The sequence below is a fragment of the Bradyrhizobium sp. Kon69 genome (assembly GCF_055807515.1).
Genome location: NZ_JBVVOS010000013.1, coordinates 80,593 through 106,017, shown reverse-complemented (window position 1 = coordinate 106,017; position 25,425 = coordinate 80,593). Strand labels below are relative to the sequence as shown.

Here is a 25,425-nt window from a genome sequence, read left to right as displayed (position 1 = left end):
CGGGTCGCCAAACGCTGCGAATGAGCAGTCACAAACGCATTTTTTCATCAATTGTGGATGCCGGCCGTTCGCGCTAAGCATCGGGTTGGGGCACACCATCATGCAAAGACATCCATGACCGAACGGCCTTCCGCTCTCGCGGTCGATCGCCGCGGGTTCATTCGCCTTGCGGGCACGACCGCCGCGGGCTGGCTGGCGCTCGGCGCGACATCTGATCGCATGCGCGTCGTCGCATCGCTGACGGCGTTGCCGCTCGACGACGAACTGACCAGAAGGAGCATGATCGACAGCCCGACCTCCCGCCTGGGTGGCCTCATCGTGGGCTTGAGGCAGCGAGGCTGGGTCGAAGGCGTCAATTTCCGCCTCGAACTCCGTTCGACCTTCGGCGCGCCGGACAGACTGAAAACCGCGGTTCAGGAATTGCTGGCGCTCAAGCCGGATGTGATCCTGACCGGCTCGACGGTCGAAACCGCAGCAGTCCTGGCGGCCACCAAAACCATCCCGATCGTGTTCGCGACCGCCAACGATCCCGTGGGCAACGGCTTCGTCGAAAGCCTCGCCCATCCCGGCGGCAACGTGACCGGCTTCACCAACAGCAGCGCCGAGATGGGCGGCAAATGGCTTCAGCTCATCCGGGAGGCCGTGCCGGATCTTGCGCGCGTCGGTATCCTGTACAACCCGGCGACCACGCCTCGCGGCGGCCGCTTCTTCCTCGATTCCATCGAGCAAGAGGCAACACTGGCCGGCGTGTCCGTGGTCCTCGCCCCCGTCAGCGCGCCAACGGAGATCGACGAAGCCGTCAGGCCCTTCTCCGAACCGCCCAAGGCGGCGATGATTGCGCTGGTCGACAGCTTCCTGGTGGTCCACCGGCAGGCTGCGGTGGCCGCGGCGGCCAAATATCGCGTGCCCACGATTTACCCGTTCTATTATTTCATGGATGCGGGCGGCCTGATGAGTTACGGGCCGACGCTCGAAGTGCGCTCGGCTGACTATGTCGATCTCATCCTGCGCGGCACCAAGGCCGGCGATCTGCCGGTGCAATCGCCGCGGAAATACGAGCTCCTGATCAACCGCACGGTCGCCCGCACGCTGGATTTGACCATCCCATTCACGCTGCTCGCGCGCGCCGACGAGATCCGCGAGTGAACGAGACGATCGACCAGGGAGATTTGCGGCCACCTCCCGGCCGGCTGTTCCGCAAATACCTCTACTCGATCGTCGCGCTCGCTTTCGCCGCGCTCGCCATCAACACCGGCTTCGACGTCTGGTTCTCCTATCGCGAGCAGAAGCAACTGCTGGCGGCGACGCAGCGCGAGCAGGCAGCAAGCGCCGCCATCCAGATCGGCCAGTTCATTGGCCAGATCGAAAACCAGATCAGATGGCTGTCGCGCCTGCCCCCGGAGCTGTCCACGAACGAGGACCAGCGGCTGAACGCCATCCGCCTCCTGCGCCTCTCGCCCGCGGTCGCGGAAATCGCCGAGCTCGACGCCCAAGGCCGCGAGCAGGTGCGCGTGTCGCGCCGTGTCGCGGACAGGATCGGCAGCAAGGCCGATCTCTCCGCTTCGCAGGCCTTCCGCGGCGCCAATGAAAGCCGCGCCTATTACGGACCGGTCTACTTCCTCGGCGACACCGAGCCGTTCATGACGCTCGCCACGCGCGGAACCGGCCTCACGCCCGATGTCATTGTCGCCGAGGTCAATCTTCGCTTCATCTGGGACCTCGTCGCCGGGATCAGGGTCGGCAACACCGGCAAGGCCTATGTGGTCGATCGGATGGGGTTGTTGATCGCGCATCCCGATTTGTGGCCGGCACTGCGTCGCAGCGATCTCTCCGGCCATGCCGACGTCCGCGCCGCGCTCGATGGCGTCGGGCCGCCCTCCGGCGGCCTGGTCAAGGAGGATCTGTCCGGTCAACGCGTGCTCTCGACCTATGCGACGGTCCCCTCGCTGGGCTGGCTGGTATTCGTCGAGCTGCCGCTCACCGAGGCCTATGCGCCGATCTATGCGTCGATCGGACGCTCGACTTTTCTCCTGGTCATCCTGCTCGCATGTGCGGTGCTGGTCTCTCTCTTTCTGAGCCGGCGCATGACCGTGCCGATCCAGATCCTGACGCAGGGCGCGCGGCGGATTGGCAGCGGCGACCTCGGCCTGCGGCTCGCGATCAAGACCGGTGACGAGCTGGAGGCGCTCGGCGATCAGTTCAACCGGATGGCCGCTCACTTGCGCGAATCCTATGCGACGCTCGAGCGCAAAGTGATCGAGCGCACCTCCGAACTGGAAAAGACCCGCGACCAGGCCCTTGCCGAGCACGATGCCGCCGAGCGCGCGCGCAGCGCGGCGGTCGCGGCCAACGAGACCAAATCGCGCTTTCTCGCGGTCGTCAGCCACGAGCTGCGCACGCCGCTGAACGGCGTCATGGGGGTGCTGCAACTGCTCGACGACGGCAGCCTCGGCGAAGCGCAGCGGCGCCACCTCACGACCGCGGCCGCGTCGGGCGAAACGTTGATCGCGCTGGTCGACGGCATCCTCGAATATGCGCGCCTGGAGGCCAGCGCCGAGACTCTGGAGACCCGCGATTTCCGCCTCGACCGGCTCGTCGAAACGGCGGCCGATCTGATGCGTCCGCAGGCCTCTCACAAAGGTCTCTCCTTCGATCTGGCCTGCGCTGCGACGGTCAATACCTCCGTGCACGGCGACCCGGTGCGGCTCAATCGCATTCTGCTCAATCTGATCGGCAACGCGATCAAGTTCACCCCGCGCGGCGGCATCGGCTTGAGCGCGGCCGCCGAGGCACATGACGATCATGTCCTGCTGCGCATCACCGTTCGCGATACCGGCATCGGCATCGCGCCCGACATGCACGAGCGGATTTTCGAGGATTTCGTCCAGGCCGACGACAGCATCGCGCGGCGGTTCGGCGGCACCGGCCTTGGACTGGCGATCGCGCGGCGCCTCACCCGCCTGATGCACGGCGAGTTGACGGTGGCGAGCACGCCGGGTACGGGCAGCTCGTTCATGCTTGAGGTCCCGCTTGGCCTCGCCGCGAACGGCATCGCGCAAGGCGCGGACCAGCCGCCATCGCGGCAGCTTCGCGTGCTGCTGGTCGACGACGACCCCGTCAATTGCGAGGTCGGCGAAGCGATGTTGCAGAGGCTCGGCCACCACGCCACCATCGCCACGAACGGCGCGGCCGCCGTTGCACTCGCTCGCGATCAAGCCTTCGACATCATTCTGATGGATCTGCACATGCCCGATATGGACGGCGTCGAGGCGGCATCGCGGATTCGAACGCTCGGTCTGCCGACCATGCCGCGGATCATCGCGGTAACCGCCGACATGTCGCGCCGCGCCCGCGAGCGGCTCGCGGGGGCAGGCATTGCCAGGATCGTCAGCAAGCCGATCCTGATCAATGCGCTGCGCGAGGCGATCGAGGACGATGCCCAGAATCAACCCGCCGCGCCGCAGCTCGCGGCAGGCGCTTTGATCGACCGGCATTTCCTCGATGACCAGAAGGAGCTGCTGGGCGCGACGCAGATCGCAAAACTCCACGACCTGCTGGAACAGACCAGCGAAAAGCTGGTCGAGGAGATCGCCAAGGCAGCGGCGACTGACGATCCCACGCAGCTCGCACGTTGCGCGCATCAACTCGGCAGCGGCGCGAGTGCGCTCGGCCTCGTTCGCCTGTTCGAGCGCAGCCGCGAGGTCGAGCTAGCAGCAGCCTCGATGACCTCGCCCGAATCCCAGAGCGCCGCCCGTGAACTCGCGGCGCTTCGAGAGGCCTCGATGAGCGCGCTGGACGATCTGCTTCGTCCGGCGGAGCAGCGTACGATCAGCTAGATGCGCTCGAGTTCTTCATTTTGGGCCCGAAGAAAATCTGGCGGAGCCTTATCAGTCCAGATCAAGGCAGGCGCCTTACATCAGACCGCCGGGGCGACCTTTTCCGCACTCGCCTGCACCGGCTTTGTCGCCTCCAACTCTCCCCCCCTCATGGTTTGTCGATACCAGTACGGAATCGTGACGCCAAAGAGCGCACCGATTGAGGCGCTGAGCAGGCACGGTATCAACAGCAGGTGCTGTACCGTCGGCTGGTTCACGCTCAACCAGTGCATCACGAGAAAGCCCGAAAAGCCCATGAGTACAGCCAGCCCGGCGCTCTCCGCCCACCTGAGCCACCACGGTTCGTGATCCGCTTCGATCGTATCGTCACACGCAAAGGCCAATGCCATTGAAAGCACGGTGGGGAGCAGCAGCCATTTGGCTTGGGCCACGAACGGCAGGACCGGATGAACGGCATCGACTGGAATATGCGACCGGAGCAGATAGAAGCAAAACGATATCGGCAGCGTTATCGTGAGGGTGCATGCGCCGGAGATCAGATAAGACAGAGTAGGCCTTTCCCTCACGCAACGATAATCGGCAAAGTTCCACAACTGCTTCGGTGCGAGGGCACACACCGCCGCGATTGACTGATTGACCGCCACAAGCATCCCGATGCCTAATGCCCTGCCCAAATCGCCGCCGGCCAGGGAAATCGTCACTATGACGAACAGCGCGACGACCCCGGCGAAGTCCAAGCTCAGCAGATTTAACGGCAGGCGGATCAGAGACGGCCGTTGAATGGAAAAGCCAATCCTTGCAAACTGGTGAGCGACTTCGCTGTCGCTATTGCAACTGTAAAGGAGCACTCTGGCAAGCATCAACCGAATGTCCTCGTAGGCTTCGAGTGCGTAAGAACGAAATTGGTCAACCGGCTCCGCCGCTGGCTCAAGCTGACGCTGAGCGATCTGACTTGTGAGAGTGAAAAACGCCACGGACTGAGCGAAGAAGCTGCTCATCTTCTTCTCGAAAGTGGCTCGCTCTTCGGGAAAGTCGGCGGAATAAGCAGTCCAACCGGGCAGATTGCTCAAGGCAACGTAGAGCGCCAGACATCGCGTAAACCGAAAGCGCACGCTATCCAACGTGAAATCCGGCTGCAGCTGCGCGGCCAGAGAGTCAGGCAGAAGCGTGCTGTTGGCGATATAAAACTTGGTGTCTGCGACCAATCTTTCAGAAATCGTAAGCTGCGTCATGTTGATCCGCTGCGCCCAGCGAACAGCTCCAAGCGGGATCGCGCCCATACGGTGAAAAAAACGCAGCATGGCACCATCAATATCCCGCAGAACAGGAACCGATGGCAGCAACGTCGTTAGGATAAGCGCGGCCACAAGTGGCGCATCAAGGCTCTTCAATCCTTCAGGAATGGGACTTGGCGAGTACAGGAGACCAAGCAATTCCGGCTTGTGGGCAAGGGTCCAGCTCAAGAACATCAGAAGACCGATGCACGAAATGACATACATCACGTAACTGCTGTAATATTGAAAGCGGGTTGTCTCTGACCTGAGCGTCCTAGGCGTGGCAAAACGATGTCCGGCGTAAAAGGCCGTCAACACTCCCGCCACAAGGTGCGCGGCGTCGAGGTGGATTGTTGTGAAAAATTGATCGATCATAGCGTGCCTCCAAAACAATAAGGCATCTGCAATCGGCTGAATCCATTCGCACAGCCGCACTACGCGTTAGATTGCCAGAAATACTGGCAAGCGGTTGTGAACCAGCTCACAATGCTCGCGACGTTTGGTATCGGACGGACTCTCGCAAACCCTCCTGCCGGCAGATCCATGGATCTATAGCCTGGCCTCTGTATGTCTGCTCCCGCCGGCTTCGTCGCCCTCCCGGCCAAAACGCTCGACCAGAAAATCGATGAACAGCCGCACTTTCACCGAGAGATGCCGGGTCGGCGGATAGACCGCATAGAGCGCCAGCGGCGGCGCGGAATAATCGTTCAGCACCGTTCGCAGTTCGCCTTTCCTCAAGGCGTCGGCGGCGATGAACTCTGGGAGCAGCGCGAGCCCCCTGCCCTTGATCGCGACATCGCGCAGCACTTCGGCATTGTTGACGCAGAGCGACCAGGCCGGCTGAATCCAGTGATCGCCGTCGGTGCCGGTGAGCTTCCACTGATTGCCCGTCAGCAGGAAGCCGTAGGTCAGGGACGCGTGGCCGCGCAGATCCTGCGGATGTTGTGGTGTGCCGTGACGTGCGAGATAATCGGGTGAAGCGCAGATCATGCGCCCCACCGGCATGATTTTTCGCGCGATCAAACTCGACGATTCCAATTCCGCGATCCGCAAGGTCACATCAAAACCGTCCTGGACGGGATCGAGCAGATCGTCGCTGAGCACGAGCTGGAGCTGCAGCTCCGGATATCGCGCCATGAAATCGGCAAGCACCGGCCCGAGCCGCAGGGTGCCGAACGACATCGGCGCGTTGACGCGCAACAGGCCGCGCGGCGCCGACTGGGCTTGCGCCACGGCCTGGTCGGCAGCCTCGATCTCCGACAGGATCACGACCGCGCGCTCGAAATAGCTCTGGCCGTTCTCGGTTGGGCTCGCATGGCGCGTGGTCCGGTTCAGGAGCTGCACGCCGAGGCTTTCTTCGAGGTCGGCGATGTATTTGCTGATTGCCGAGCGTGACAGCCGCAACTGCCGGCCCGCCTCGGCAAAACTGCCGCTTTCGACCACCCTTACGAAGGCCCGGAGGCTGGCGACCTTATCCATGGGCTGGCGCCGGCGATTGTTTCCAAATCGTAGACATAGACGTCATATTTGCATGGATTGTCTCCAATCCAAAGCGGAACGATATTTCCGGCCAGAGCAAGACCGCTCCCCGAATTCAGGAGGACGACAATGTCTGGACTGCACCACGTGACCGCGATCGCCGGCGACCCGATCAGGAATTTCGGCTTCTACACCCGGGATCTCGGCCTGCGCTTCGTCAAGAAGACGGTCAATTTCGACGATCCCGGCACCTATCACTTCTACTATGGCGACGAGACCGGCCGCCCCGGCACCATCCTGACCTTCTTTCCCTGGGCCGGCGTGCCGGCCGGGCGCCGCGGCGTCGGCGAAACGCACCAGACCGCCTTCCGCGTACCGCAACGCTCGCTCGGCTACTGGACGCAGCGCTTCGTCGAGAAGGGCATCGCCTACGAGGCGCTCGAGAAGCGCTTTGGCGAGTCCGTGCTGCCGTTCACAGACCCTGATGGCATGGCGCTCGCGCTCGTCGGCATCCCCGGTGCCGAGAGCGAGCCCGGCTGGAGCAACGGCGACGTTCCCGCCGAACATGCGATCCGCGGCTTCCACGGGGTGACCTTGCTGCTCGACAGCGCGGCGAAGACGGCTGCCGTCCTCACCGACGTGTTCGGCTTCAAGGAGACGGCGCGCGAAGGCTCGGTGATCCGCTTCAAGGCGCCGGGCGATGTCGAAGGCAGCGTCGTCGACATCTACGAGGCCAAGGGCTTTTTGCGCGGGCACCAAGGTGGCGGCTCCGTGCATCACATCGCCTTCCGCGCGGCCGACGACGCCGAGCAGGGCAAGATGGCCGAGAGGCTCGTGAGCGATCACGGCCTGCACCCGACCGAGCAGAGGGACCGCAACTACTTCCGCTCGATCTACTTCCGCGAGCCCGGCGGCGTGCTGTTCGAGATCGCGACCGACATCCCCGGCTTCGCCGTCGACGAGCCCGTCGCGACGCTGGGACGCGACCTCAAGCTGCCGAGCTTCCTCGAAGCGCAGCGCAAGCAGATCGAGGGTGTTTTGCCGAATTTGGACGAGAGGGTGTCGTGACCGAGAATTCATTCATCCATCGTTTTGAGCCCGCGACCGGCGCGGGCTTCCCTCCGCTCCTGCTGCTGCACGGCACCGGTGGCGACGAAAACGATCTGCTCGGGCTTGGCAAGATGATCTCGCCCGGCTCGGCCCTGCTCTCGCCGCGCGGCCGCGTGCTCGAGCATGGCATGCCGCGCTTCTTCCGCCGCCTGGCCGAGGGCGTGTTCGACGAGGACGACGTGCGCCGCCGCGCCCACGAACTCGGCGGCTTCGTCGCGGAGGCACGGCAGCGCTACGGCATCGCCGCGCCAGTCGCGGTCGGCTTCTCCAACGGCGCCAACATCGCAGCCGCGCTGTTGCTGCTGGAGCCGAACGTGCTGGCGGGCGCGATCCTGATCCGCGCCATGGTGCCGCTGTCGGATCCGCCGAAGGCTGAGCTCGGCGGCAAGCCCGTCATGCTTCTGTCAGGGCAGGCTGATCCGATCGTTGCGGCGAGCAATTCGGCGAAGCTTGCCTCGTTGTTGTCGGAAGCCGGAGCGCGGGTCGAACACAAGGTTCTGCCGGCGGGCCATCAATTGTCGCAAGCGGATGTGACGCTCGCCCGCGACTGGATCGGCAAATTCGCCGCCGAAGTCGCCTGATCCGGAAAAAGCGGCGCATCGTTGTCGAACGGTGCGCCGCGGCTTCATTCGAACCAGCCGCGCCGCTTGAACCAGATCAGCGGCAGCACGCCGCTGGCAATGATGGCGAGCCACGCCAGCGGATAGCCGAACGTCCAGTCCAGCTCCGGCATGTGCTTGAAGTTCATGCCCCAGATGCCGACCAGAATCGTGGGCGGCACGCCAACGACCGAGACGATCGTCAGGATCTTGAACAGCTCGTTCTGCTGGATGTTGATGAAGCCGAGCACGGCATCGAGCAGAAGCTGGATCTTGTCCGACAATCGCGTCTCGTAATCGCCGAGCGAAGCGACGTCCTTGGAGACGGCCTCGAGGCGCTTCTTCGACGCGGGCGTGATCCACTCGCTCCCGACATCGCCGGCAAACGAGGCGACGCGGCCGACGCCAAGCAGGACATCGCGCGCCTTGGCGAGCCGATCGGCCAGCTCGCCGATGTTCTCCAGCGCCTCGCGCATCCTGCGGCTGGAGCGGACCGGCCGCTTGGTGCGAACGAGCCCCCCTTTGAAGACGCCCCGCGAGAGCCTGTCGACCTTCGCGCCGAGATGCTCGAGGACATCGGCGCCGCGATCGACCATGGCCTCGACCAGGCTGGTGAACACGCACATGCCGTTCTCCAGGCTGTCATCGGAACCGATGCGCTTGCCGATGTCGTCGAAGATCGGCAGCTGCGCGAAGCGCACCGTCACCAGCACGCGCGGGCCGATGACGAATCCCACCGGCGTGATCTCGGCCTCGTTGTCCTCGTTGAGCCGGACCGCCGGCGAGCTGAGATAGAGCGTCCCGTTGTCGAGGATCAGGCGGCTCGACGCTTCGATCTCGCTGAGCGAATCCTCGGACGGAACGCGTATCCCGAGCAATCGCTCGACGAACTGCTTTTCTTCTGCCGTCGCGTCCAAAAGATCAGCCCAAATGATTTCGGACGGCATTTCCGCGCCGATCTTCTGCCAGTCGTCGGATGGCCACCTGTACAGCTTGAGCAAGGAATCGAACTCCGTTGCTGCGTCGTCACGCCGGATGGTTCATTGGGCTGCCATCCACCGGGCTAACGCCTGGGGGTTCCAAACGTTCATTGCCTTGCCGCGCAGACCCGCGCTGAAGAGCCGGCCGCGATCGCCAACTGAAATCTACGCAAGGGCCGCTCAAGCCGCCACGTTGGCGAGGAAGCGATCCACCGACGAGCGCAGCTGTGCCGCCTGGCTGGACAGATCGTGGGCGGTTGCCAGAACCATGTCGGCGGAACGGTTGGCATTATCGGTAGCTTCGGCCGTTCCGGCAATGCTTCGGGCAACCTGGGCCGTACCAGTCGCGGCCTGACCGATATTTTTGGAGATCTCTCCCGCCGCCGCATTCTGCTGACTGACAGCCGCAGCGATCCGGCCCGTGAAACTGTCGATGTCGCCAATGATCAAGGCGATCGCTCCGACGTTGTCGACTGCCTGCCGTGTCGCCAACTGCACCTCGTTGATTTGCGACGAAATCTCCTCGGTTGCCTTCGCAGTCTGGGTTGCAAGCGCCTTGACCTCCGACGCGACGACGGCAAAGCCCCGACCCGCCTCGCCGGCCCGCGCGGCCTCGATGGTGGCGTTGAGCGCAAGCAGGTTGGTCTGTCCGGCAATGGTCCGGATGAAACCGACCACTTCGTCGATCTGCTGTGCCGCGCTTGCGAGCCTGCCGATGGTCTGGTTGGCGGACTCCGCCATACCCGAGGCGCGTTGGACGATTGTGGAGGCGTCGGCAAGCTGAGAGCTAATGGCCTGCACGGATTGACCGAGTTCGCTCGCGGCGGTCGCAACGGTCTGGACGTTGCTCGACGTTTCCTGGGCAGTCGAAGCCGCCTCGCTCGACTGTGTGCCAGCGACGCGCGCCGTCTCGGCCAAGTTCTGCGCCGTGTCCGTCAACTCCCCGGTCATGCGGTCGGTGTGGCTGAGCGCGGAGGTGAAAGCGGCGCGGAACGCATCGATCTCGGCCTCCATACGTTGCCGGCGGCCGATCTGCGCGGCGCTGCTCTGATCTTTGGCGGCGATCAAGGCCAGGTCTTCATCGGCGCGGGCCTTCAGGCTGGATTGCATCACGGCCAGAGACTTCAGGAGCCGACCAAGCTCGTCGCGACGACGGACGGATATATCGTCCATGAAGTTGCCGGCTGCCACGCGTTCAGCGATCCGGACTGCGGCCGAAATCGGCCGGCTCATCGAGTAAGTGAAGGCGAGCGCGATGACGAGTCCGATCAGCGCCGTCCCGACCGCCACTGACACCATCGTGGTGCGGGCCGAGTCGACCGCTGCTTCCGCCTCCGTGCGATATTCATAGCCGTAAGCAGCGACAAGCTCGACGAGATCGTCGATCGACGTCATCAACCGGTCGCCCTGTTGCGCGAGCAGGAAGCTGGTCGGAATCTCCGTCGTACCGCCGGCGGACGACTTGAGAATCTTCAGCGCGCCGCTGGACCACTCCTTGAGCTGGCCCTCGACCTTCTCGCGGACATTCGTGACATTCGGCGACGCGGCGCGTTCGCGCACGACTTTCAGATCTTCGAAGCTGCTGCGCACCAGATCCTCGAACTTCTTGACCTGTTCGCCCGAGCTGCCCGCCAGCAGGTTTCGCTGGAGCACGAGGCGGGCCTCATGCAGCGCCGCGTGGGCGGCCCGCGCGTGGTTGATCCCCATCAGCGGCCCGTCATAGAGACGGATCACCAGGTCGCCGGAATTGCCGATGGCGCGTATGCCGTAGAACGCGATCCCGCAGGCCAGCAGGATCACGACACTGAAGGCACCGAATATCTTGTAGCGTATCGACATCATCAATCTCCGGCGCCACGTGGTCGTTAGTCAGTTACCTTGACCATCATCTTCATGCGCGGATGGATGGCGCAGATCACCAGGACCTCGCCGGCATCCTTGAAGCTCACGTCCGTCGAGGTACCGGGCGCCTGCGATCCGAGGTTGAATTCGTTGCCTTTGCTGGCCGACATGATGTTGTGAGGCACCGTGTCATCGTTCAAAAACGTGACGGCAGCGCCCTTCTTGACCGAGATGTTCTCGGCTGAGAAGACGCGCCCCTGCTGGTGGATTACTTCGGTGGCCGCATAAGCGCCGACCGAAAGCCCGCTGACGATGACGCAAGTGAACAGAGCAAGTGTACGCATGGGGTATCCTTTCAAATTCAGCGCGGCAGGACCGGCACGGCCGTCGGGGCGAGTTCGCTGGTCAATGTCTTGAGGAACGCAACGAGATCGGCCTTCTCCTGCGCTGTCAGTTCGAGAGGGCGCATGAGATCCGAGCGGCTAGGTCGATCGACACCCGCGTGATCATAGTGCTCGATGACCTCTTCGAGCGTTGCGAGCGAGCCGTCGTGCATGAAGGGGCTGCGGCGGCTGATCTCGCGAAGGCCCGGGGTTTTGAATGCGTGCTTCATCTTGATGACACCAGGAAGGTACTCGCCACGGCCGACGTCGCTGCTCGGCAGCCCGATGTCCTGAAAACCTTCATTGGTGAAGTTCCAGCCTTCGTGACAGGCCGCGCACTGCGCCTTGCCGTTGAACACCGCGAAGCCCCGCTTGGCATCTTCCGAGATCGCCTTCTCGTCGCCGTCGATCCAGCCGTCGAACGGCGCCCGTTCGGAGACGACGGTACGCTCATAGGTCGCGATCGCCTGACCCAGCGTCTTCGCCTTGATTCCCTCGCCCGGGAAGGCGGCCTCGAACATCGGCTTATATTCGGGAATGCCGGAAAGCCGCTGCATGAGCTCGTCGAGCTTCATGTTCATTTCGCCGGGGGACTGGATCGGGCCGAGCGCCTGCTCTTCCAGCGTCGGAAGACGGCCGTCCCACATGAAGATGGCGCTCCACGCCGCGTTGACGATGGTCGGCGAATGACGACCGAGCTTCGCCATGCCGTGGCCGACCCCGACCGCCAGCCCGTCGCCCCAGCCGAACCCGGGGCTGTGGCAGCTCGCGCAGGACTGCGCCGATGTCACCGACAGACGGGTGTCAAAATACAGCTTCTTGCCGAGCGCCGCTTTCTCAGGCGTGTATGGATTTTCTTTCGGGAACGGGATTGTCGAGGGTCTGCGATACAGCGCCTTGAGCGCGTCGAGCCCGCCCGGCGCCTTCTGTGTGATCTCGACCTTGCGGCTTTCACCAATGACGGCTGCGCCGAAGCCGATCGTGCTGAAGCCGATAACGCCAATACCGGCCGATGCGACTGCGGCGGCGAAGATGGTGTAACGTGAGGAGCCGAACATCGGCATGCAATGTCCCTCGAGAGGGTGTCATTCGCGACACTGGAAAACCTTCGAGGCAATGCACCGCCCTTCTGGCGTGATGAAAATAGAGGCAGATCGTTAAAATAGAATTGTTGCCCTAGCCAATCGAGTGTCGATTTTCGGCAAACCCGCAAATACAAATTGCAGGAAAAAGCGGCAACAACCGTAATGGTGACGAAGTTGGATGGCGGGTTCTCGGAGGTTAATCTACACCATTACGCGACATCCGGACTTTTCCAGTCCGGGCTGCTCCAGCACGCATAAGCGGGAAGCGGTGGCAATTTCACTGCGGTGCGAAGGTAATCCCCGGCCAAGAATGGACAGCCGGACGACTTGCGATCATGCTTGAGCAGCGATCCTGTTCATGGCTCCAGCTTCGCCGTGATCGCAAGGCGCACCAGCTCGGCGGGATTTTTCGCGCCGACCTTCTGCATGATATTGACCCGATGGCTCTCGACGGTTCGTGGGCTCAGATCCATGCGGTCTGCGATCTCCTTGGTCGACCTCCCGCCGATCAGTTCGAACAGAACTTCCCGCTCGCGAAGCGTGAGCGGCGGCCGTCCGGGAAAGTGAAAGACAGCCCGCGGACTCCTGGACTCCTCAGGTTTCAGAGCTGCCGCAACCCGCGCAACGAGGTCGTTGCCCCGAAATGGCTTCTCGACGAAATCAAAGGCGCCCTGCTTCATCGCGCGAACAGCCGTCACGACGTCGCTGCGGCCGGACACCATGATGATGGGCCGATCAAAACCCCGGTTCCGGAGTTCCATCAGAATTTCCAACCCAGAGAGGTCATTCAGAACGACATCGACGAGCACGCAGGAAGGATTGGAGTCGAGGCACAATGCAATGAATGACTTCGGATCGCTGCAGCCGATCACATCGAACCCCGCCCTGGTGAGCACCAGCGAGACCGTCTGGCAGACCGCGGGTTCGTCATCCAGCACCAGAACAGGTCCGGCAGGTACTTGAACGGAAGGACTACCCGTACAATTACGTCTCGCGTGATTCATATGCTGTATGCCAAAAGATCAGTGTTGATGCTCGCCGAATCGCGCGAGGCTTTGCATCGACGCTTAAACATGCGCGGTTCATCCGCTCGGCTTATTGGGTCCAATCAATCGGCCAAGGGGGAATTGGGAGCAGATTTATGGAGGTCGCATTCTCCACCTCAGACGAGCATCCGCGGGACCGTTTCGACTATTGGCAAGCTGCCACGCGCGAGCGGATCGCCGACCACGACTCCTCGACTTCGTCTCGCGACAGCTTCAAAGCAGAGCTGTCGGTCGGACGCGTAGGCTCGCTAGGCCTGGTTAGATCGAGTAACTCCGAGATTCAGGTCGCTTCCACAAGCCGGCACGCGGCCCGCTCGGACCCCAGCGAAGTCCTGTTATTCTGTTTGCTCGCTGGTCGAATCCTGCTGGAACAAAGCGATCGCAGAGTGTCTTTGGACGCAGGCTCACTCGCATGTGTGGACCCGCGGCTCGCCCACACGATGCAATTTCTCGGTCAGTCGTCTACATTGATCATCAAAGTTCCGAGAACGGAACTTGAAGCAAGGCTCGGTACGAACTTCGATATTTCGGCCTGCCGCATCGCTCCGTTGGGTCCGCAGGATCGCCTAACCCTGTTCTTTGCAGCCAACCTGGGAAAGCTGAGCGGTACGCTCGACAGGTCAAGTGAAGAAACCATCTCGACGCAGGCAATCGACCTGATTGCGCTCTCCCTCGGCAATGCAGTCGATAAACCAACGCAACTTCCGGCGAACAAATCGCGCCTTGTCTGGCACATTCACCGCGCCATCGACGCGAGATTGCAGAATACCGACCTCACGCCGGAGCGGATCGCCGAAGGTGTGGGAATCAGCGTTCGCCACGCCAACAAGTTGCTCGGAGCGCAAGGCAGCTCACTTATGCGGCTCGTCCAAGCCAAGCGGCTCGCTCGATGCCGCCACGCGCTGGAAGACCCAAGACAAATACACCGTTCAGTCAGCGACATCGCGCTCGGGTGGGGATTTTCGGACCTGACCCACTTCAGCCGATCCTTCAAAAGAGCTTATGGAATTTTGCCCAGCGACCTCCGAAAGCTCAAGCAAAGCCGGTGAAAGCGGCCCCTTCGTCTCCGCTACGGCTTGGCGCGCAAAGTATCGGCGAATGTCGCAGAGCTGCTTCTCCAACACGGTCAGCTCCTCAACGGCGGCTTTCAGCTCGCTCCGAAGCGCCCGAAAGCGTATGCGATAGCCGTGCCGCTTCGCACCATTCAAGGCTTCGATCGTCGATTCCAGTTCGGCGAAGCACTGTGCAAATTTCGCCGCCTTTTCCCTTGTCTCCTCGCTTTGCGCAATGAGATCGGCTGCGATGAGACGCTGTTTCAACACAGGCTCGCTTAGGTGCAAGGTTGTGACGTTCGACATCTTTGACAATCGAGACTCCAGGGAACGAGGTGGCGCCTGGCGTTCACCAAGCGCCACCTCCGTTTCAGATCAGGCGGCGCGTACGGTGGAGAGGAACCGCTGCACCTGAGCTTTCAGCCTATTGCTGTCGGAGGACAGTGACTGCGCCGAGGACAGCACCTGGCTGGACGCCCCACCCGTCTCGGTCGCTCCCCTCTGAACGTCGACGATGTTGGAGGAAACCTGCTGGGTGCCCTGTGAGGCCTGCTGGACATTGCGGGCGATCTCCTGAGTCGCCGCGCCCTGTTCCTCCACTGCTGCCGCGATCGTCGACGAAATTTCAGAAAGTCGCTCGATCGTACCGCTGATACTTTTGATCGCCGTAACGGATTCCTGGGTTGCGGCCTGGATGCTGGTGATCTGCTGTCCGATGTCGCCGGTTGCCCGTGCGGTCTGTTCGGCCAACGCCTTCACCTCGGAGGCAACCACTGCAAAGCCGCGGCCCGCGTCGCCGGCCCGCGCTGCCTCGATGGTCGCGTTCAGCGCCAGCAGGTTGGTCTGTCCGGCGATCGTGTTGATCAGTTCAATGACGTCACCAATGCGGGTCGAGGCCCTCGACAGCTCGCTGACCTGGGCCATTGTGTTGCGGGCCTGGCCGACGGCTTCGCCCGCCATGCGGGCCGATTCCTGAACCTGCCGTCCGATCTCGTTGACCGAACCCGACAGTTCCTCCGTTGCGCTCGCAACCGACTGGACGTTGGCCGAGGCCTGCTCCGAGGCGGCGGCAACGGTCGTGGTCACCTCCTGAGCCCGCGTGGCGGAATGGGTCAACGTATTGGCGGAGGCTTCCAGCTCGGTAGAAGCGGACGCCACGGCATCCACGATCTCGCCGACGGCGTGCTCGAACTCGTCGGCAAGCTTCTCCATTTCCTGCTTGCGACGCCTTGCTTCCACCTGCTCGTTCGCCTTTTGCTCGTCCTCCATCTGGCGCACGCGCAGGCCGTTCTCCTTGAAAACGAGAAGTGCCTTGGCCATATCGCCGATTTCGTCGTTGCGCGTCGTGTAGACGACGTCGGTATCGAGCTTTCCGTCCGCGATGGTCCGCATCGTGCCGTTCAGCCGCTGGAGCGGCGAAGTTACCCGCATCAAGACAAAGCACGCAGCGACCAGGCCTATCAGGAGCGCGACGCCCCCGACCGTGAACGTCACCAATTTTGCGAGCGAGTAGGTGCCGCGCGCGTCCGAAACGGCCTGAGCGGCGCCCTTCTCATTGAATTCGACGACGGCGTCGATGGCGTTCTGCGCCTCACTGAACGCCGCACTCCCAGAGCCATTGTACTCGCTTATCGCCTTGGCCGGATCAGTCGAGGCCAGCATGAGGATGCGATCCTGCTCATTCTTATAGAGACCCGATTTTTGCTGGAACTTATCCCAAAGCGCTCTCTCCTGAGGCGATACGATGGTGGCCTCATAGACCTTCGCCGCCTTCTCGGCATTAGCCAAATATTGCGAGAGCTGCCCTTCTGTGGTTTTGCGCTGCAAGGGCTCGGTGGTCACGATCAGGCGACTGCCGGCGACCCGGCCGCGCGTTGACCAGTACTTGACGTCACCCAGCGCTTTCGTTGCAGGCAGCCAATTGGTGGCAAGGTCTTCCGAATTCGCATTTAGCGCTGCCGCGCGTGAGAGTGCCATCCAGGCCTGCCCCACTAGAAGGACAACGAGGATGGAAACGATTCCAAGTAGGGAGATTTTGACAGTCAGGCGCATGTTTGCTCCGGCAAGCAAAGGGTTAATAAAACGCCCTGCATCCTTGTTCGAGTTGGTTGATGAAAGCTAACCGGAGACTATCGTGTGACTACGGGATTGCCGCAGCAAATTTGTGCGGCGCTTTCAAGCACCGCTCCGGCTCAGACTGACGCGAGACAGCCGACCTGTTGTGAGCAGCGCGAAAGAAGCGGCCTGGACGAGTAAGCTTGGGTCAGGTGCGCCTGCCAGGTCTTGACGAAAGCGCGCCCGCAAGTTTGCTCGCGTAGTGACGTCCAGTCAGATCTTCACCTCGTCCCGGCAGACCTGGCATGTTGCCATGACGGCGCCCGACGACTTCTTCGATGATGCCATCATGCCAGTGTTTTGCCCGACGCGTCAACGGCATCGCGCGACGCGCAAGCCATCGATCGCGTGATGCGCAAGCCATTGAAATGATTATCCCCGGCTACTGTGCATGGGGTTGTTTTTCAGGTTTTTTGTTTGGACCGGTGTTGTGACGATCTCTGCCAGTGGGAGAGATCGTCACCGACATCGCGCGATCGACCTGCGCGACCCTACTCCCAGGCCCACGTCGAGAAGTCGTTCTCGTATTGGGGCACGTCCTTCCAGACGCCCTTCAGCTTCTTGTTGGTGATGGTGATCAGCTGTGGCTGATACAAATAGCCCGAGACCGCGTCGGTGGCCAGCATGCGCTGGGCGTCGCCGAGAAGCTTGACACGGGCGGCTTCCTCCGGCGTCGACACGATCTGCTTGTAGAGCGCGTTGAAGGCGTCGTTGTTGTAGCCGAGATAGTAGTCCGGCTCGGTGATCTTGACGAGATCGAACGGCTCGACATGGCTGACGATGGTGAGGTCGAAATTGTGCGGACCATTGCCGGCGAATACCTGCGACAGCCATTGCGCCCATTCGACGTTCTCGATCTTGGCGATGATGCCGACCTTGGCGAGTTGGGCTGCGAGGATCTCGCCGCCCTGCCGCGCATAGGATGGCGGCGGCAGCTTCAAGGACAGCTCGAGCGGGGTGGTGATGCCGGCCTCGGCGAGCAGCTTCTTGGCCTTCTCGGGATCGTAGGGGTTGATGCCTGTGGTGTCGACATAGCCGAGCGCGGTCGGGACGTAGAAGCTGCCGATCGGCGTGCCGAAACCATCGACGGCGCCGTCGATCATCGCCTTGCGATCGATCGCGGCGAGGATCGCACGGCGCACGCGGACGTCGTCGAGCGGCTTCTTGCGGTGGTTGATACCGACGATGGTCTTCGCCCTGGAGCCGCCGACCATAACGTTGAAGCGCGGATCAGCCTTGAACTGCGCGATGGTGCGCTGGGCCGAGACGCGGGGAAACGCATCGACGTCGCCCGACAACAGCGCCGCCGTCTGCGCCGACGGATCGGAGATGAAGCGGATCGTCACCTTCGCGAGCTTGATCGCGGCGGCGTTGCGATAGTCGGCCCATTTGGTCAGGGTCATCGAGGAGCCCTTGGCCCAGGCGCCCAGCTGATAGGGCCCGGTCCCGACCGGCTGCGTGATATTGGTGGCAGCGCTCTTCGGCTCGACGATCGAGCCGCTCGCCTGCCCCAGCAGGAACGGCAGGTTTGGCTCCGAATTTTTCAAGCTGATCACGACCGTATCGGGATCGGGCGTGGCAACGGACTCGAAGCTCTGGAACAGGCTCTTGTCCTTGTTGGTGCTGGTGGCAACAGCGTTGCGCTCGAACGAGAACTTCACGGCCGCGGAGTCGAACGGCTCGCCATTGTGGAACTTGACGCCCTTGCGCAGCTTGAACGTATAGGTCTTCAGATCGGGCGATGCGGTCCAGCTCTCCGCCAGAAGGGGCGACGTGGTGCCGTCCTCGTTGATCTTGGTCAGGGTCTCATAGATGTTGTAGAGCGTGACCTCGGCGATCGCGGCGGCTGCGGCGTTGGTTGGATCGAGCCCCGGCGGCTCCAGCGCCATCGCCATGACGACGCTGTCCTTCTTGCCCTGCGCCAGCACCGGCAACGGTGCCGCGGCAAACGCGGCGGCGAATGCGACGATCGATAGTTTCCTGAACATGCGTAACTCCCCGGCCTTGTCTTGTCTCAAGCCTACGCCAATCCCGCCGCGGACGCTAACCTTCCACGGGCAATTGCGGCAACGCCATCACGGGTTCCGCCTTATGGCAGGCGGCCAGATGCGTCTCGCCCACCTTGCGTAGCTCAGGCAGAACCTCGCGGCAATGCTGGTCGGCAAGCGCGCACCGCGAGACATAGGGACAGCCGGTCGCGGCCGCCGATTGCGACGCGATCGCCTGGGCTCCGCGCCGGCGCCGGCCGCCGCCGGCGCGCACCCGGGGCACGGCCTCCAGAAGCGCCCGCGTATAGGGATGGGCGCAGCGCTCGAACAGATCCTCAGGCCTGCCCTGCTCGACGATACGGCCGAGATACATCACCGCGACCTCGTCGCAGAGATAGTCGACGACGGCGAGGTCGTGGCTGATCAGGACGTAACTGAGGCCGAACTGTTCCTGGAGGTCCTGCATCAGGTTCAAGACTTGCGCCTGCACGGAAACGTCGAGTGCCGAGACCGGCTCGTCGGCGACGATCAGCTTCGGCTGGGTGATCAGCGCGCGCGCAATAGCGATGCGCTGGCGCTGACCGCCGGAGAACTCATGCGGATATTTCTCCATGTCGGCACTACGCAGTCCCACCTGCTGCAGCACCGCGGAGACGCGGGCACGGAACGTATTGCGGTCGGCGCCATCAAGCACGGTGAGCGGCTCGGCCACGATGCGCGCGATGGTCTGGCGTGGGTCCAGCGATCCGTAGGGATCCTGGAACACCATCTGGAAATCGCGGCGCGCGCGACGCAATTCGTCCGCGGAGATGCGGTTGAGGTCGCGGCCGAGCAGCGCGACCTGGCCCGATGTCGGTCGTTCCAGCGCCATCACCACCCGCGCAAAGGTCGACTTGCCCGAGCCGGATTCGCCGACGATGCCGAGGCTCTTGCCGGCGTCGACCCGCACGCTGACACCGTTGAGCGCGCGCACCTGCCCCGGCGGGCGGAACACGCTTTCGCGCGGCAGCGTGTAGCGCTGCTCGAGATCCTTCACGTCGAGAAGAGGCGCCGTGCTCATACGATCAGCGCTCCGACGCGTTCGGCCATGGAGACGTCCGTCCGGATGCAGCGCACGAAGTGGCCGGGTCCGACGTCCACCATCGGTGGAAGCGCGGCCCGGCACTGCTCGATCACGAGCGGACACCGATCGGCGAAGGTGCAACCGAACGGCAGATCGGCGAGATCCGGCACCGAGCCCGATATCGTCGTCAACCGCGTCCCCTTGCGCGCGCCGAGTTTCGGTCGGGCGCGGAACAGGCCCTGCGTGTAGGGATGCCCCATCCGGCGGAACACCTCGTCTGTCGGCCCGCTCTCGATGATCGTGCCGCCGTACATCACCATCATGCGTTGCACGTTCTCGGCGATGACGCCGAGATCGTGCGAGATCAGGATCATCGACATGCCGCGCTCTTCGACGAGATCGGCGATGAGGTCGAGGATCTGGCCCTGAATGGTGACGTCGAGCGCCGTGGTCGGCTCGTCCGCGATCAGAAGATCCGGCTCGCAGGCGAGCGCCATCGCAATCGTGACGCGCTGACGCTGGCCGCCGGAAAACTGGTGCGGATAGGCGTCGACGCGCCTCGCCGGATCGGGCAGCCCGACACGGTCGAGCAAGGCGATCGCTTCCTTGCGCGCCTGCGATGCCGAAAATTTCCTGTGACGCCGCAGCGGCTCGGCGACCTGGTGGCCGATCGTGTGCATCGGGTTGAGCGCGGTCATCGGCTCCTGAAAGATCATGCTGATGCGGTTGCCGCGCAGCCGACAATAGTCCGCGTCCGACAATCCAGCGAGTTCGCCGCCATCCAGCTTGATGCTGCCGGTGACGACCGCGCTGTCCGGCAGCAGCCCCATCAGCGACAACGCCGTCACCGACTTGCCGCAACCGGATTCGCCGACCAGCCCGAGCGTCTCGCCGCGCTTCAGGGCAAAGCTGACGCCGCGCACGGCCTGCGCCGGCCCGCGGCTGGTGTTGAGGCGCACGCCGAGATTTTCGACCTCGATCAACGGCATCGTCGAGCGCTCGCCCATCCTCATCGCTCCCGCGCCAGTCGCGGATCGAGCAGATCGCGCAGTCCGTCGCCGAGCAGATTGAGACCGAGCACCGCGATTGCAATCGCAGCACCCGGATAGACCGCGAGCATCGGCGACTGGAACAGCAGCGTCTGCGCGTCGTTCAGCATCCGTCCCCAGGACGGCTGCGGCGGCTGCGTGCCGAGACCGAGATAGGACAAGGCGGCCTCGGCAAGAATCGCGAGCGCAAACTGGATGGTCGCCTGCACGATCAGGATCGACAGGATGTTGGGCAGCACGTGCTCGATGGTGATGCGAAACTTGCCCTTGCCCGCCGCGCGCGCGGCCAGCACGAATTCGCGCGCCCAGATCGCGTTGGCCGAGCCGCGCGTCAGCCTGATCAGTGTCGGGATCTGGAAGATGCCGATGGCGACGATCGAAGTCACCATGCCCGGACCGGCCACCGCAGCCAGCATGATAGCGGAGAGCACGGCCGGAAAGGCGAAGGTGAAATCGGAGAAGCGCATGATGATCTCTTCGGTCCAGCCGCGCCTGGCCGACGCGATCAGGCCGAGACAGACGCCGAAGGTGAGGCCGATGCTGACCGCGATGATGCCGACCATGATGGTGGAGCGGGCGCCGGCGAGCAGCAGCGAGACGATGTCGCGGCCGAAGACGTCGGTGCCGAGCCAGTGCGCGGCCGAGGGCGGCCGGAGCTTTGAGGCGATGTCGATCTCGTAGGGCGACCAGGGCGTCCACAGCAGCGACAGCAGCGCCGAGGCGAGCACCAGCAAGCTCAGCGCGCCGCCGAGCACGAAGCTGCGATGACGCAGCGCGCGGCGCCAGAAGGTCCGGGCTGGCAGAGGGCGCGCGATGGCCGGCGCGTCGACGAGGGTGGTCAGCGGCGCGCTCACAGATCGTGGACCTTGATGCGAGGATCGACGAAGGCATAGAGCACGTCGACCACAAAATTGACGATGACGACCATGGTTGCGAGCAGCATCACGCAGTTGCGCACCACGATGAGGTCGCGGTTGGCAATCGACTGGAAGATCAGGCGGCCGAGGCCGGGCAGATAGAACACGTTCTCGATCACGATGGTGCCGGCGAGCAGATTGGCGAATTGCAGCCCCATCACCGTCATCACCGGGATCATGGCGTTGCGCAGCACATGGCTCCACAGCACCTCGCGCTTGCCGAGCCCTTTTGCGCGCGCCGTGCGGACGAAGTCTTCACGCAGCACTTCCAGCACCGCCGAGCGCGTGACGCGTGCGAGGATCGCGGCCTGCACCACCGCGAGCGACACCGCCGGCAGCAGCAGCGATTTGATGCCGGCCCAGATGCCGTCCTCCCAACCGGGAAAGCCGCCCGCGGACAGCCATTGCAGCCGTACCGAGAACAACAGCACCAGCAGGATCGCGAACCAGAAATTCGGCAGCGCGATGCCGACCTGCGTCAGCGACATCACGCCCACGTCGCCGAGCTTGTTGTGGTTGGCGGCGGTGTAGATGCCGGCCGAGAGCGCCAGCGTCACCGTGATCAACATCGACATCATCGCGAGCGGAATGGTCAGCACTAACCGCTCCGCGATCAAGGCGGCAACCGGCGTACCGTAAACATAGCTGTTGCCGAGATCGCCGACGAGCAGCCCCTTGATCCATTGCAGATAGCGAACCGCCAGCGGCTGGTCGAGCCCGAGCTTGACGGTGAGCGCACGCACCGCGTCGGCCGAGGCATCGGCGCCCATCAGCATCTGCGCGGCGTTGCCCGGGAGAGCATCCAGCACCAGGAAAATGATCACGGATGCGCCGACCAGCGTCGCCAGCAAGGTCAGCACACGTCGGAGGACAAATACGCTCATGCGCTCACGAGCTCCGACGTCGTCCTGGCGAAAGCCAGGACCCATAGCCCCAGGGAGCAGTTTGGCGAAGACTCGTCGTTCGGTACTGGCACTGCCCGTCCCCAATCAATTCCGCGGTATGGGTCCTGGCTTTCGCCAGGACGACACCGAGGGAATTGCGGGCGCCATGCCGTATTGGGACAAATACGCTCATGCGCGCTCGGATTCAGGGTTCATCCGTGGCACGATCAACATGTCCGGGCACCGGAGGCAAGTGCTTTGCAAACAAGTCCCTTGCATGCCCCTCACCCTCAACCGGGCCAGCGGGACAGAAGGCCTTGCGACGCCTCGAACAGCGCGCTCACGCGCAGCAAGTCCGCATCAGCGCGGAAGCGGCCCACGAGTTGCAATCCGATCGGCAGGCCGTCGCGGCCGAAGCCGCAGGGCAGGCTGATCGCGGGGTGCCCGGTCATGTTGAAAGGCATGGTCCAGGGGAACCAGTGCGGCCGGACGCTGTCAAAGTGCTTGCCGTCGATCTCGATGGTGCCGAACAGGTCCTGATCGATCGGCAGGGCGGTGCGGGTGATGGTCGGCATCGCCAGCAGATGTCCGCGCGCAAGCAGGGATTGCACCCGGCGGAACAGCGCCGTGCGCGCGAACATCGCCTCCTGATAGGCGACGCCGCTGACGTCGGTGGCAAGCGCAAGCTGCCTGAGGAAGGCCTCGCTCAGCGCGTCCCCATGCTCGGCCGCGAGTTTCGCAAAGCGCGTCCGCCAGACCGTGTGGTTGATGGCACGCCAGATCGGCTCGATGTCGAACCCCTCGCCCGAAAATTCCTCGAGCTCGGCACCCAGACCCGCGAGTCGATCGAGGCTCGCCTTGAAGCTGGCTGCGACGTCGGCAGAGACAGGGCGTGCGGGCGGCGACAGGCAGTACAGGATTTTCTGCCCACGCAGATCGCCGCGCGGGGCGGCCGTGCCGATAAAGTCGGGCACGGGAACGCCGATCGACCAGGGATCGCAAGAATCCTCGCCGGCCATAGCCTGCATCATCAGCGCGGTGTCGGCGACGGTCCGCGTCATCGGCGTGACATAGGTCTGGTTGCCGAACACGTCCAGCGCCTGGCTGTGCGGGATGACGCCGTTGCTCTGCTTCAGCCCGACCACGCCGTTGCAAGCGGCCGGAATCCGCGTCGAGCCGCCACCATCGGTCGCGATCGCAAGCGGCGCGATGCCGCTCGCCACCGCCACCGCCGCGCCGCCGCTGGAGCCGCCCGACGAGCGCTCGGCGCTCCACGCATTGCGGGTGCGGCCGAATAGCGGCGAGTCGGTCAGGCACTTGCTGCCGAATTCGGGCGTCGTGGTCTTGCCGATCAGGATCGCGCCTTGCGCGCGCAGCCTTGCAACCGCGACGGCATCCTCGTTCGGAACATTGTCCTTGTAGGGAATGGCGCCGAAAGTGGTCTTCACGCCCTTGGTGTTGACGATGTCCTTGACGGTGACGAGGATGCCGTGCAGCAGGCCGAGCCGCTCGCCGGCCATCACCTTGCGCTCGGCCTCGCGCGCGGCGGCAAGCGCCTCGTCGCCGCAGATCGTGATGAAGCAGTTCAACTCAGGCTGGAGCGCCTCGGCACGGGCGAGCACCGCGCTGACGAGTTCGACGGGCGAGATCTGCTTTGTCGCGATGAGGCCGCGCAGCACGGTTGCGGATAGCAGGCAAGGATCGCCGTTCATCGTCACATCGCTCCGAGGCCGGCCGCCGTTGGCCGATTACATTGACAGCGAGGATGACAGTTTTGTTAACTCGCCGTCCAATACGATTTTGGACGCCAACCCATACGATTTCGGTATGCCAATGGATCTTCGCCGGCTCCGCTATTTCGTCGCCGTCGCCGAGGCGCGCAGCGTCGGCAAGGCCGCCGAACGGCTGCGGATGGCGCAGCCGCCGCTTTCGGTCCAGATCCGCAAGCTCGAAGCCGAGATCGGCGCGCCGCTGTTCCGCCGTGGCACGCGCGGCATGGACCTGACTGAGGCAGGCCAGGCCCTGCTGGCGCGCGCCGGCGAAGCGCTCGCACTTGCGGCTGACGGCGCCGAGGCCGCGCGTGCAGTGGCCTCGGGCCGGCGCGGGAGGCTATCGGTCGGTTACATGATCGTGCTGGGCAATGCAGTGCTGCCGCGGCTTATCCCCGAGTTGCGCCGGTCCGTGCCCGGCGTCGACCTCGAATTCGCGGAACTCAGCGCATCGACGCGAGAGGCGCGGCTGCTCGACCGCAGCGTCACGGTCGCGCTGTGCATGCCGGCGATACATCACCCCGAAATTCAGGTGGCGCGGATCGGCGCGCAGCCGCTCCTGCTGGCGATGCCGAACCATTCGCCGCTCGCCCGCCTGAGCGCGGTGCCGATGGCGAAATTGCAAGGCCGTCCGCTGATTGCGCTGCCGCCGCCGGACCAGGATTCCGCCTCCTCCGCGGTCGCCGCCTTGCTGCGGCGCCACCAGATCGTGATGCCGGTCGCAAGCCGGGTGGAGACGGTGCATGCGGCGATGAGCCTGGTCCTCGCCGGTGAAGGTCTTGCGATCCTGCCAGCCTGCGCCAAGCTCGGGGCGCCGCGCGGCATCGTGTTCAGACCGCTGCGTGATGCCTCCGATTCGATCGACATCGCGGTGTGCTGGCGCCGGGATTCCCAGAGCCCGCTGATCCGCACCTTTCTCAAATGTGCCGAGAAGATCGTCGCGCGGCTGTGAGG

General features: G+C 63.5%; 21 protein-coding genes. 7 read left to right on the top strand and 14 right to left on the bottom strand.

Annotated features, from left to right (window positions below; genetic code table 11):
• Window positions 1-114 precede the first annotated feature (114 nt).
• Window positions 115-1,146, top strand: a complete 1,032-nt coding sequence (locus tag AC0L3U_RS18845; protein WP_473362731.1) for an ABC transporter substrate-binding protein — start codon at window positions 115-117, stop codon at window positions 1,144-1,146.
• Window positions 1,143-3,836: a hybrid sensor histidine kinase/response regulator gene (locus tag AC0L3U_RS18840; protein ID WP_473362730.1), complete on the top strand. Its 2,694-nt coding sequence runs from the start codon at window positions 1,143-1,145 to the stop codon at window positions 3,834-3,836. Before AC0L3U_RS18845 ends, AC0L3U_RS18840 begins: the two co-directional genes overlap by 4 nt.
• An 80-nt stretch (window positions 3,837-3,916) precedes the next feature.
• Here AC0L3U_RS18840 and AC0L3U_RS18835 read toward each other — a convergent pair whose 3' ends face one another.
• Together AC0L3U_RS18835 and AC0L3U_RS18830 are read right to left on the bottom strand one after the other, a co-directional pair.
• The gene (locus AC0L3U_RS18835) at window positions 3,917-5,485 is read right to left on the bottom strand and encodes a hypothetical protein (RefSeq protein WP_473362729.1); all 1,569 of its coding nucleotides are present in this window, start codon (window positions 5,483-5,485) and stop codon (window positions 3,917-3,919) included.
• Window positions 5,486-5,659: 174 nt separating this feature from the next.
• Window positions 5,660-6,589 (bottom strand): LysR family transcriptional regulator, encoded by a 930-nt coding sequence (locus AC0L3U_RS18830; RefSeq protein ID WP_473362728.1) that lies wholly within the window; start codon window positions 6,587-6,589, stop codon window positions 5,660-5,662.
• Window positions 6,590-6,718: 129 nt separating this feature from the next.
• Here AC0L3U_RS18830 and AC0L3U_RS18825 point away from each other — a divergent pair, with 129 nt between their 5' ends.
• Both AC0L3U_RS18825 and AC0L3U_RS18820 read left to right on the top strand, forming a co-directional pair.
• Entirely contained in the window at window positions 6,719-7,657 is a 939-nt protein-coding gene (locus AC0L3U_RS18825) for a ring-cleaving dioxygenase (RefSeq protein ID WP_473362727.1), read from the top strand.
• Window positions 7,654-8,280 (top strand): alpha/beta hydrolase, encoded by a 627-nt coding sequence (locus AC0L3U_RS18820; RefSeq protein ID WP_473362726.1) that lies wholly within the window; start codon window positions 7,654-7,656, stop codon window positions 8,278-8,280. The genes AC0L3U_RS18825 and AC0L3U_RS18820 overlap by 4 nt, the downstream gene beginning before the upstream one ends.
• 44 nt (window positions 8,281-8,324) lie before the next feature.
• Here the strand turns inward: AC0L3U_RS18820 and AC0L3U_RS18815 are convergent, their stop codons facing one another.
• The 5 genes from AC0L3U_RS18815 to AC0L3U_RS18795 form a co-directional block, all read right to left on the bottom strand.
• Window positions 8,325-9,299, bottom strand: coding sequence for a magnesium transporter CorA family protein (locus tag AC0L3U_RS18815; RefSeq protein ID WP_456765052.1), 975 nt, complete (start codon window positions 9,297-9,299; stop codon window positions 8,325-8,327).
• Window positions 9,300-9,458: 159 nt separating this feature from the next.
• Entirely contained in the window at window positions 9,459-11,078 is a 1,620-nt protein-coding gene (locus AC0L3U_RS18810; protein ID WP_473362725.1) for a methyl-accepting chemotaxis protein, read from the bottom strand.
• Window positions 11,079-11,143: 65 nt separating this feature from the next.
• Window positions 11,144-11,464 carry a plastocyanin/azurin family copper-binding protein gene (locus AC0L3U_RS18805; protein WP_456765054.1) on the bottom strand — a complete coding sequence of 107 codons (321 nt, stop codon included), beginning with the start codon at window positions 11,462-11,464 and terminating at the stop codon, window positions 11,144-11,146.
• 17 nt (window positions 11,465-11,481) lie between these two features.
• On the bottom strand, window positions 11,482-12,567 hold the full coding sequence (locus AC0L3U_RS18800; RefSeq protein WP_473362724.1) for a cytochrome-c peroxidase: 1,086 nt from the start codon (window positions 12,565-12,567) through the stop codon (window positions 11,482-11,484).
• Window positions 12,568-12,944: 377 nt separating this feature from the next.
• Window positions 12,945-13,592 carry a response regulator transcription factor gene (locus tag AC0L3U_RS18795; RefSeq protein ID WP_473362723.1) on the bottom strand — a complete coding sequence of 216 codons (648 nt, stop codon included), beginning with the start codon at window positions 13,590-13,592 and terminating at the stop codon, window positions 12,945-12,947.
• Window positions 13,593-13,729: 137 nt separating this feature from the next.
• On the opposite strand from AC0L3U_RS18795, the gene AC0L3U_RS18790 reads away from it, so the two are divergent.
• Both AC0L3U_RS18790 and AC0L3U_RS18785 read left to right on the top strand, forming a co-directional pair.
• A complete protein-coding gene (locus AC0L3U_RS18790) occupies window positions 13,730-14,683 on the top strand; it encodes a helix-turn-helix domain-containing protein (RefSeq protein WP_473362722.1) in 954 nt (317 codons plus the stop codon).
• 27 nt (window positions 14,684-14,710) lie between these two features.
• Window positions 14,711-14,968, top strand: coding sequence for a hypothetical protein (locus AC0L3U_RS18785; protein ID WP_473362721.1), 258 nt, complete (start codon window positions 14,711-14,713; stop codon window positions 14,966-14,968).
• Between the two features lie 93 nt (window positions 14,969-15,061).
• On the opposite strand, the gene AC0L3U_RS18780 is transcribed toward AC0L3U_RS18785, so the two are convergent.
• The 7 genes from AC0L3U_RS18780 to AC0L3U_RS18750 form a co-directional block, all read right to left on the bottom strand.
• Complete coding sequence (locus AC0L3U_RS18780; RefSeq protein WP_473362804.1) at window positions 15,062-16,738, bottom strand: methyl-accepting chemotaxis protein; 1,677 nt, start codon at window positions 16,736-16,738, stop codon at window positions 15,062-15,064.
• 554 nt (window positions 16,739-17,292) lie between these two features.
• Entirely contained in the window at window positions 17,293-18,789 is a 1,497-nt protein-coding gene (locus AC0L3U_RS18775) for an ABC transporter substrate-binding protein (protein ID WP_473362720.1), read from the bottom strand.
• A 55-nt stretch (window positions 18,790-18,844) separates the two neighbouring features.
• Window positions 18,845-19,849: an ABC transporter ATP-binding protein gene (locus AC0L3U_RS18770; protein WP_473362719.1), complete on the bottom strand. Its 1,005-nt coding sequence runs from the start codon at window positions 19,847-19,849 to the stop codon at window positions 18,845-18,847.
• Window positions 19,846-20,859, bottom strand: coding sequence for an ABC transporter ATP-binding protein (locus AC0L3U_RS18765; protein ID WP_473362718.1), 1,014 nt, complete (start codon window positions 20,857-20,859; stop codon window positions 19,846-19,848). The genes AC0L3U_RS18770 and AC0L3U_RS18765 overlap by 4 nt, the downstream gene beginning before the upstream one ends.
• Before the next feature lie 2 nt (window positions 20,860-20,861).
• Window positions 20,862-21,755 carry an ABC transporter permease gene (locus tag AC0L3U_RS18760; protein WP_473362717.1) on the bottom strand — a complete coding sequence of 298 codons (894 nt, stop codon included), beginning with the start codon at window positions 21,753-21,755 and terminating at the stop codon, window positions 20,862-20,864.
• Window positions 21,752-22,702, bottom strand: a complete 951-nt coding sequence (locus AC0L3U_RS18755; RefSeq protein ID WP_473362716.1) for an ABC transporter permease — start codon at window positions 22,700-22,702, stop codon at window positions 21,752-21,754. The genes AC0L3U_RS18760 and AC0L3U_RS18755 overlap by 4 nt, the downstream gene beginning before the upstream one ends.
• Before the next feature lie 290 nt (window positions 22,703-22,992).
• On the bottom strand, window positions 22,993-24,414 hold the full coding sequence (locus tag AC0L3U_RS18750; protein ID WP_473362715.1) for an amidase: 1,422 nt from the start codon (window positions 24,412-24,414) through the stop codon (window positions 22,993-22,995).
• A 121-nt stretch (window positions 24,415-24,535) separates the two neighbouring features.
• Between AC0L3U_RS18750 and AC0L3U_RS18745 the strand changes: the two genes are divergently transcribed.
• A complete protein-coding gene (locus AC0L3U_RS18745; protein WP_473362803.1) occupies window positions 24,536-25,423 on the top strand; it encodes a LysR substrate-binding domain-containing protein in 888 nt (295 codons plus the stop codon).
• The last annotated feature ends 2 nt before the right edge of the window (window positions 25,424-25,425 follow it).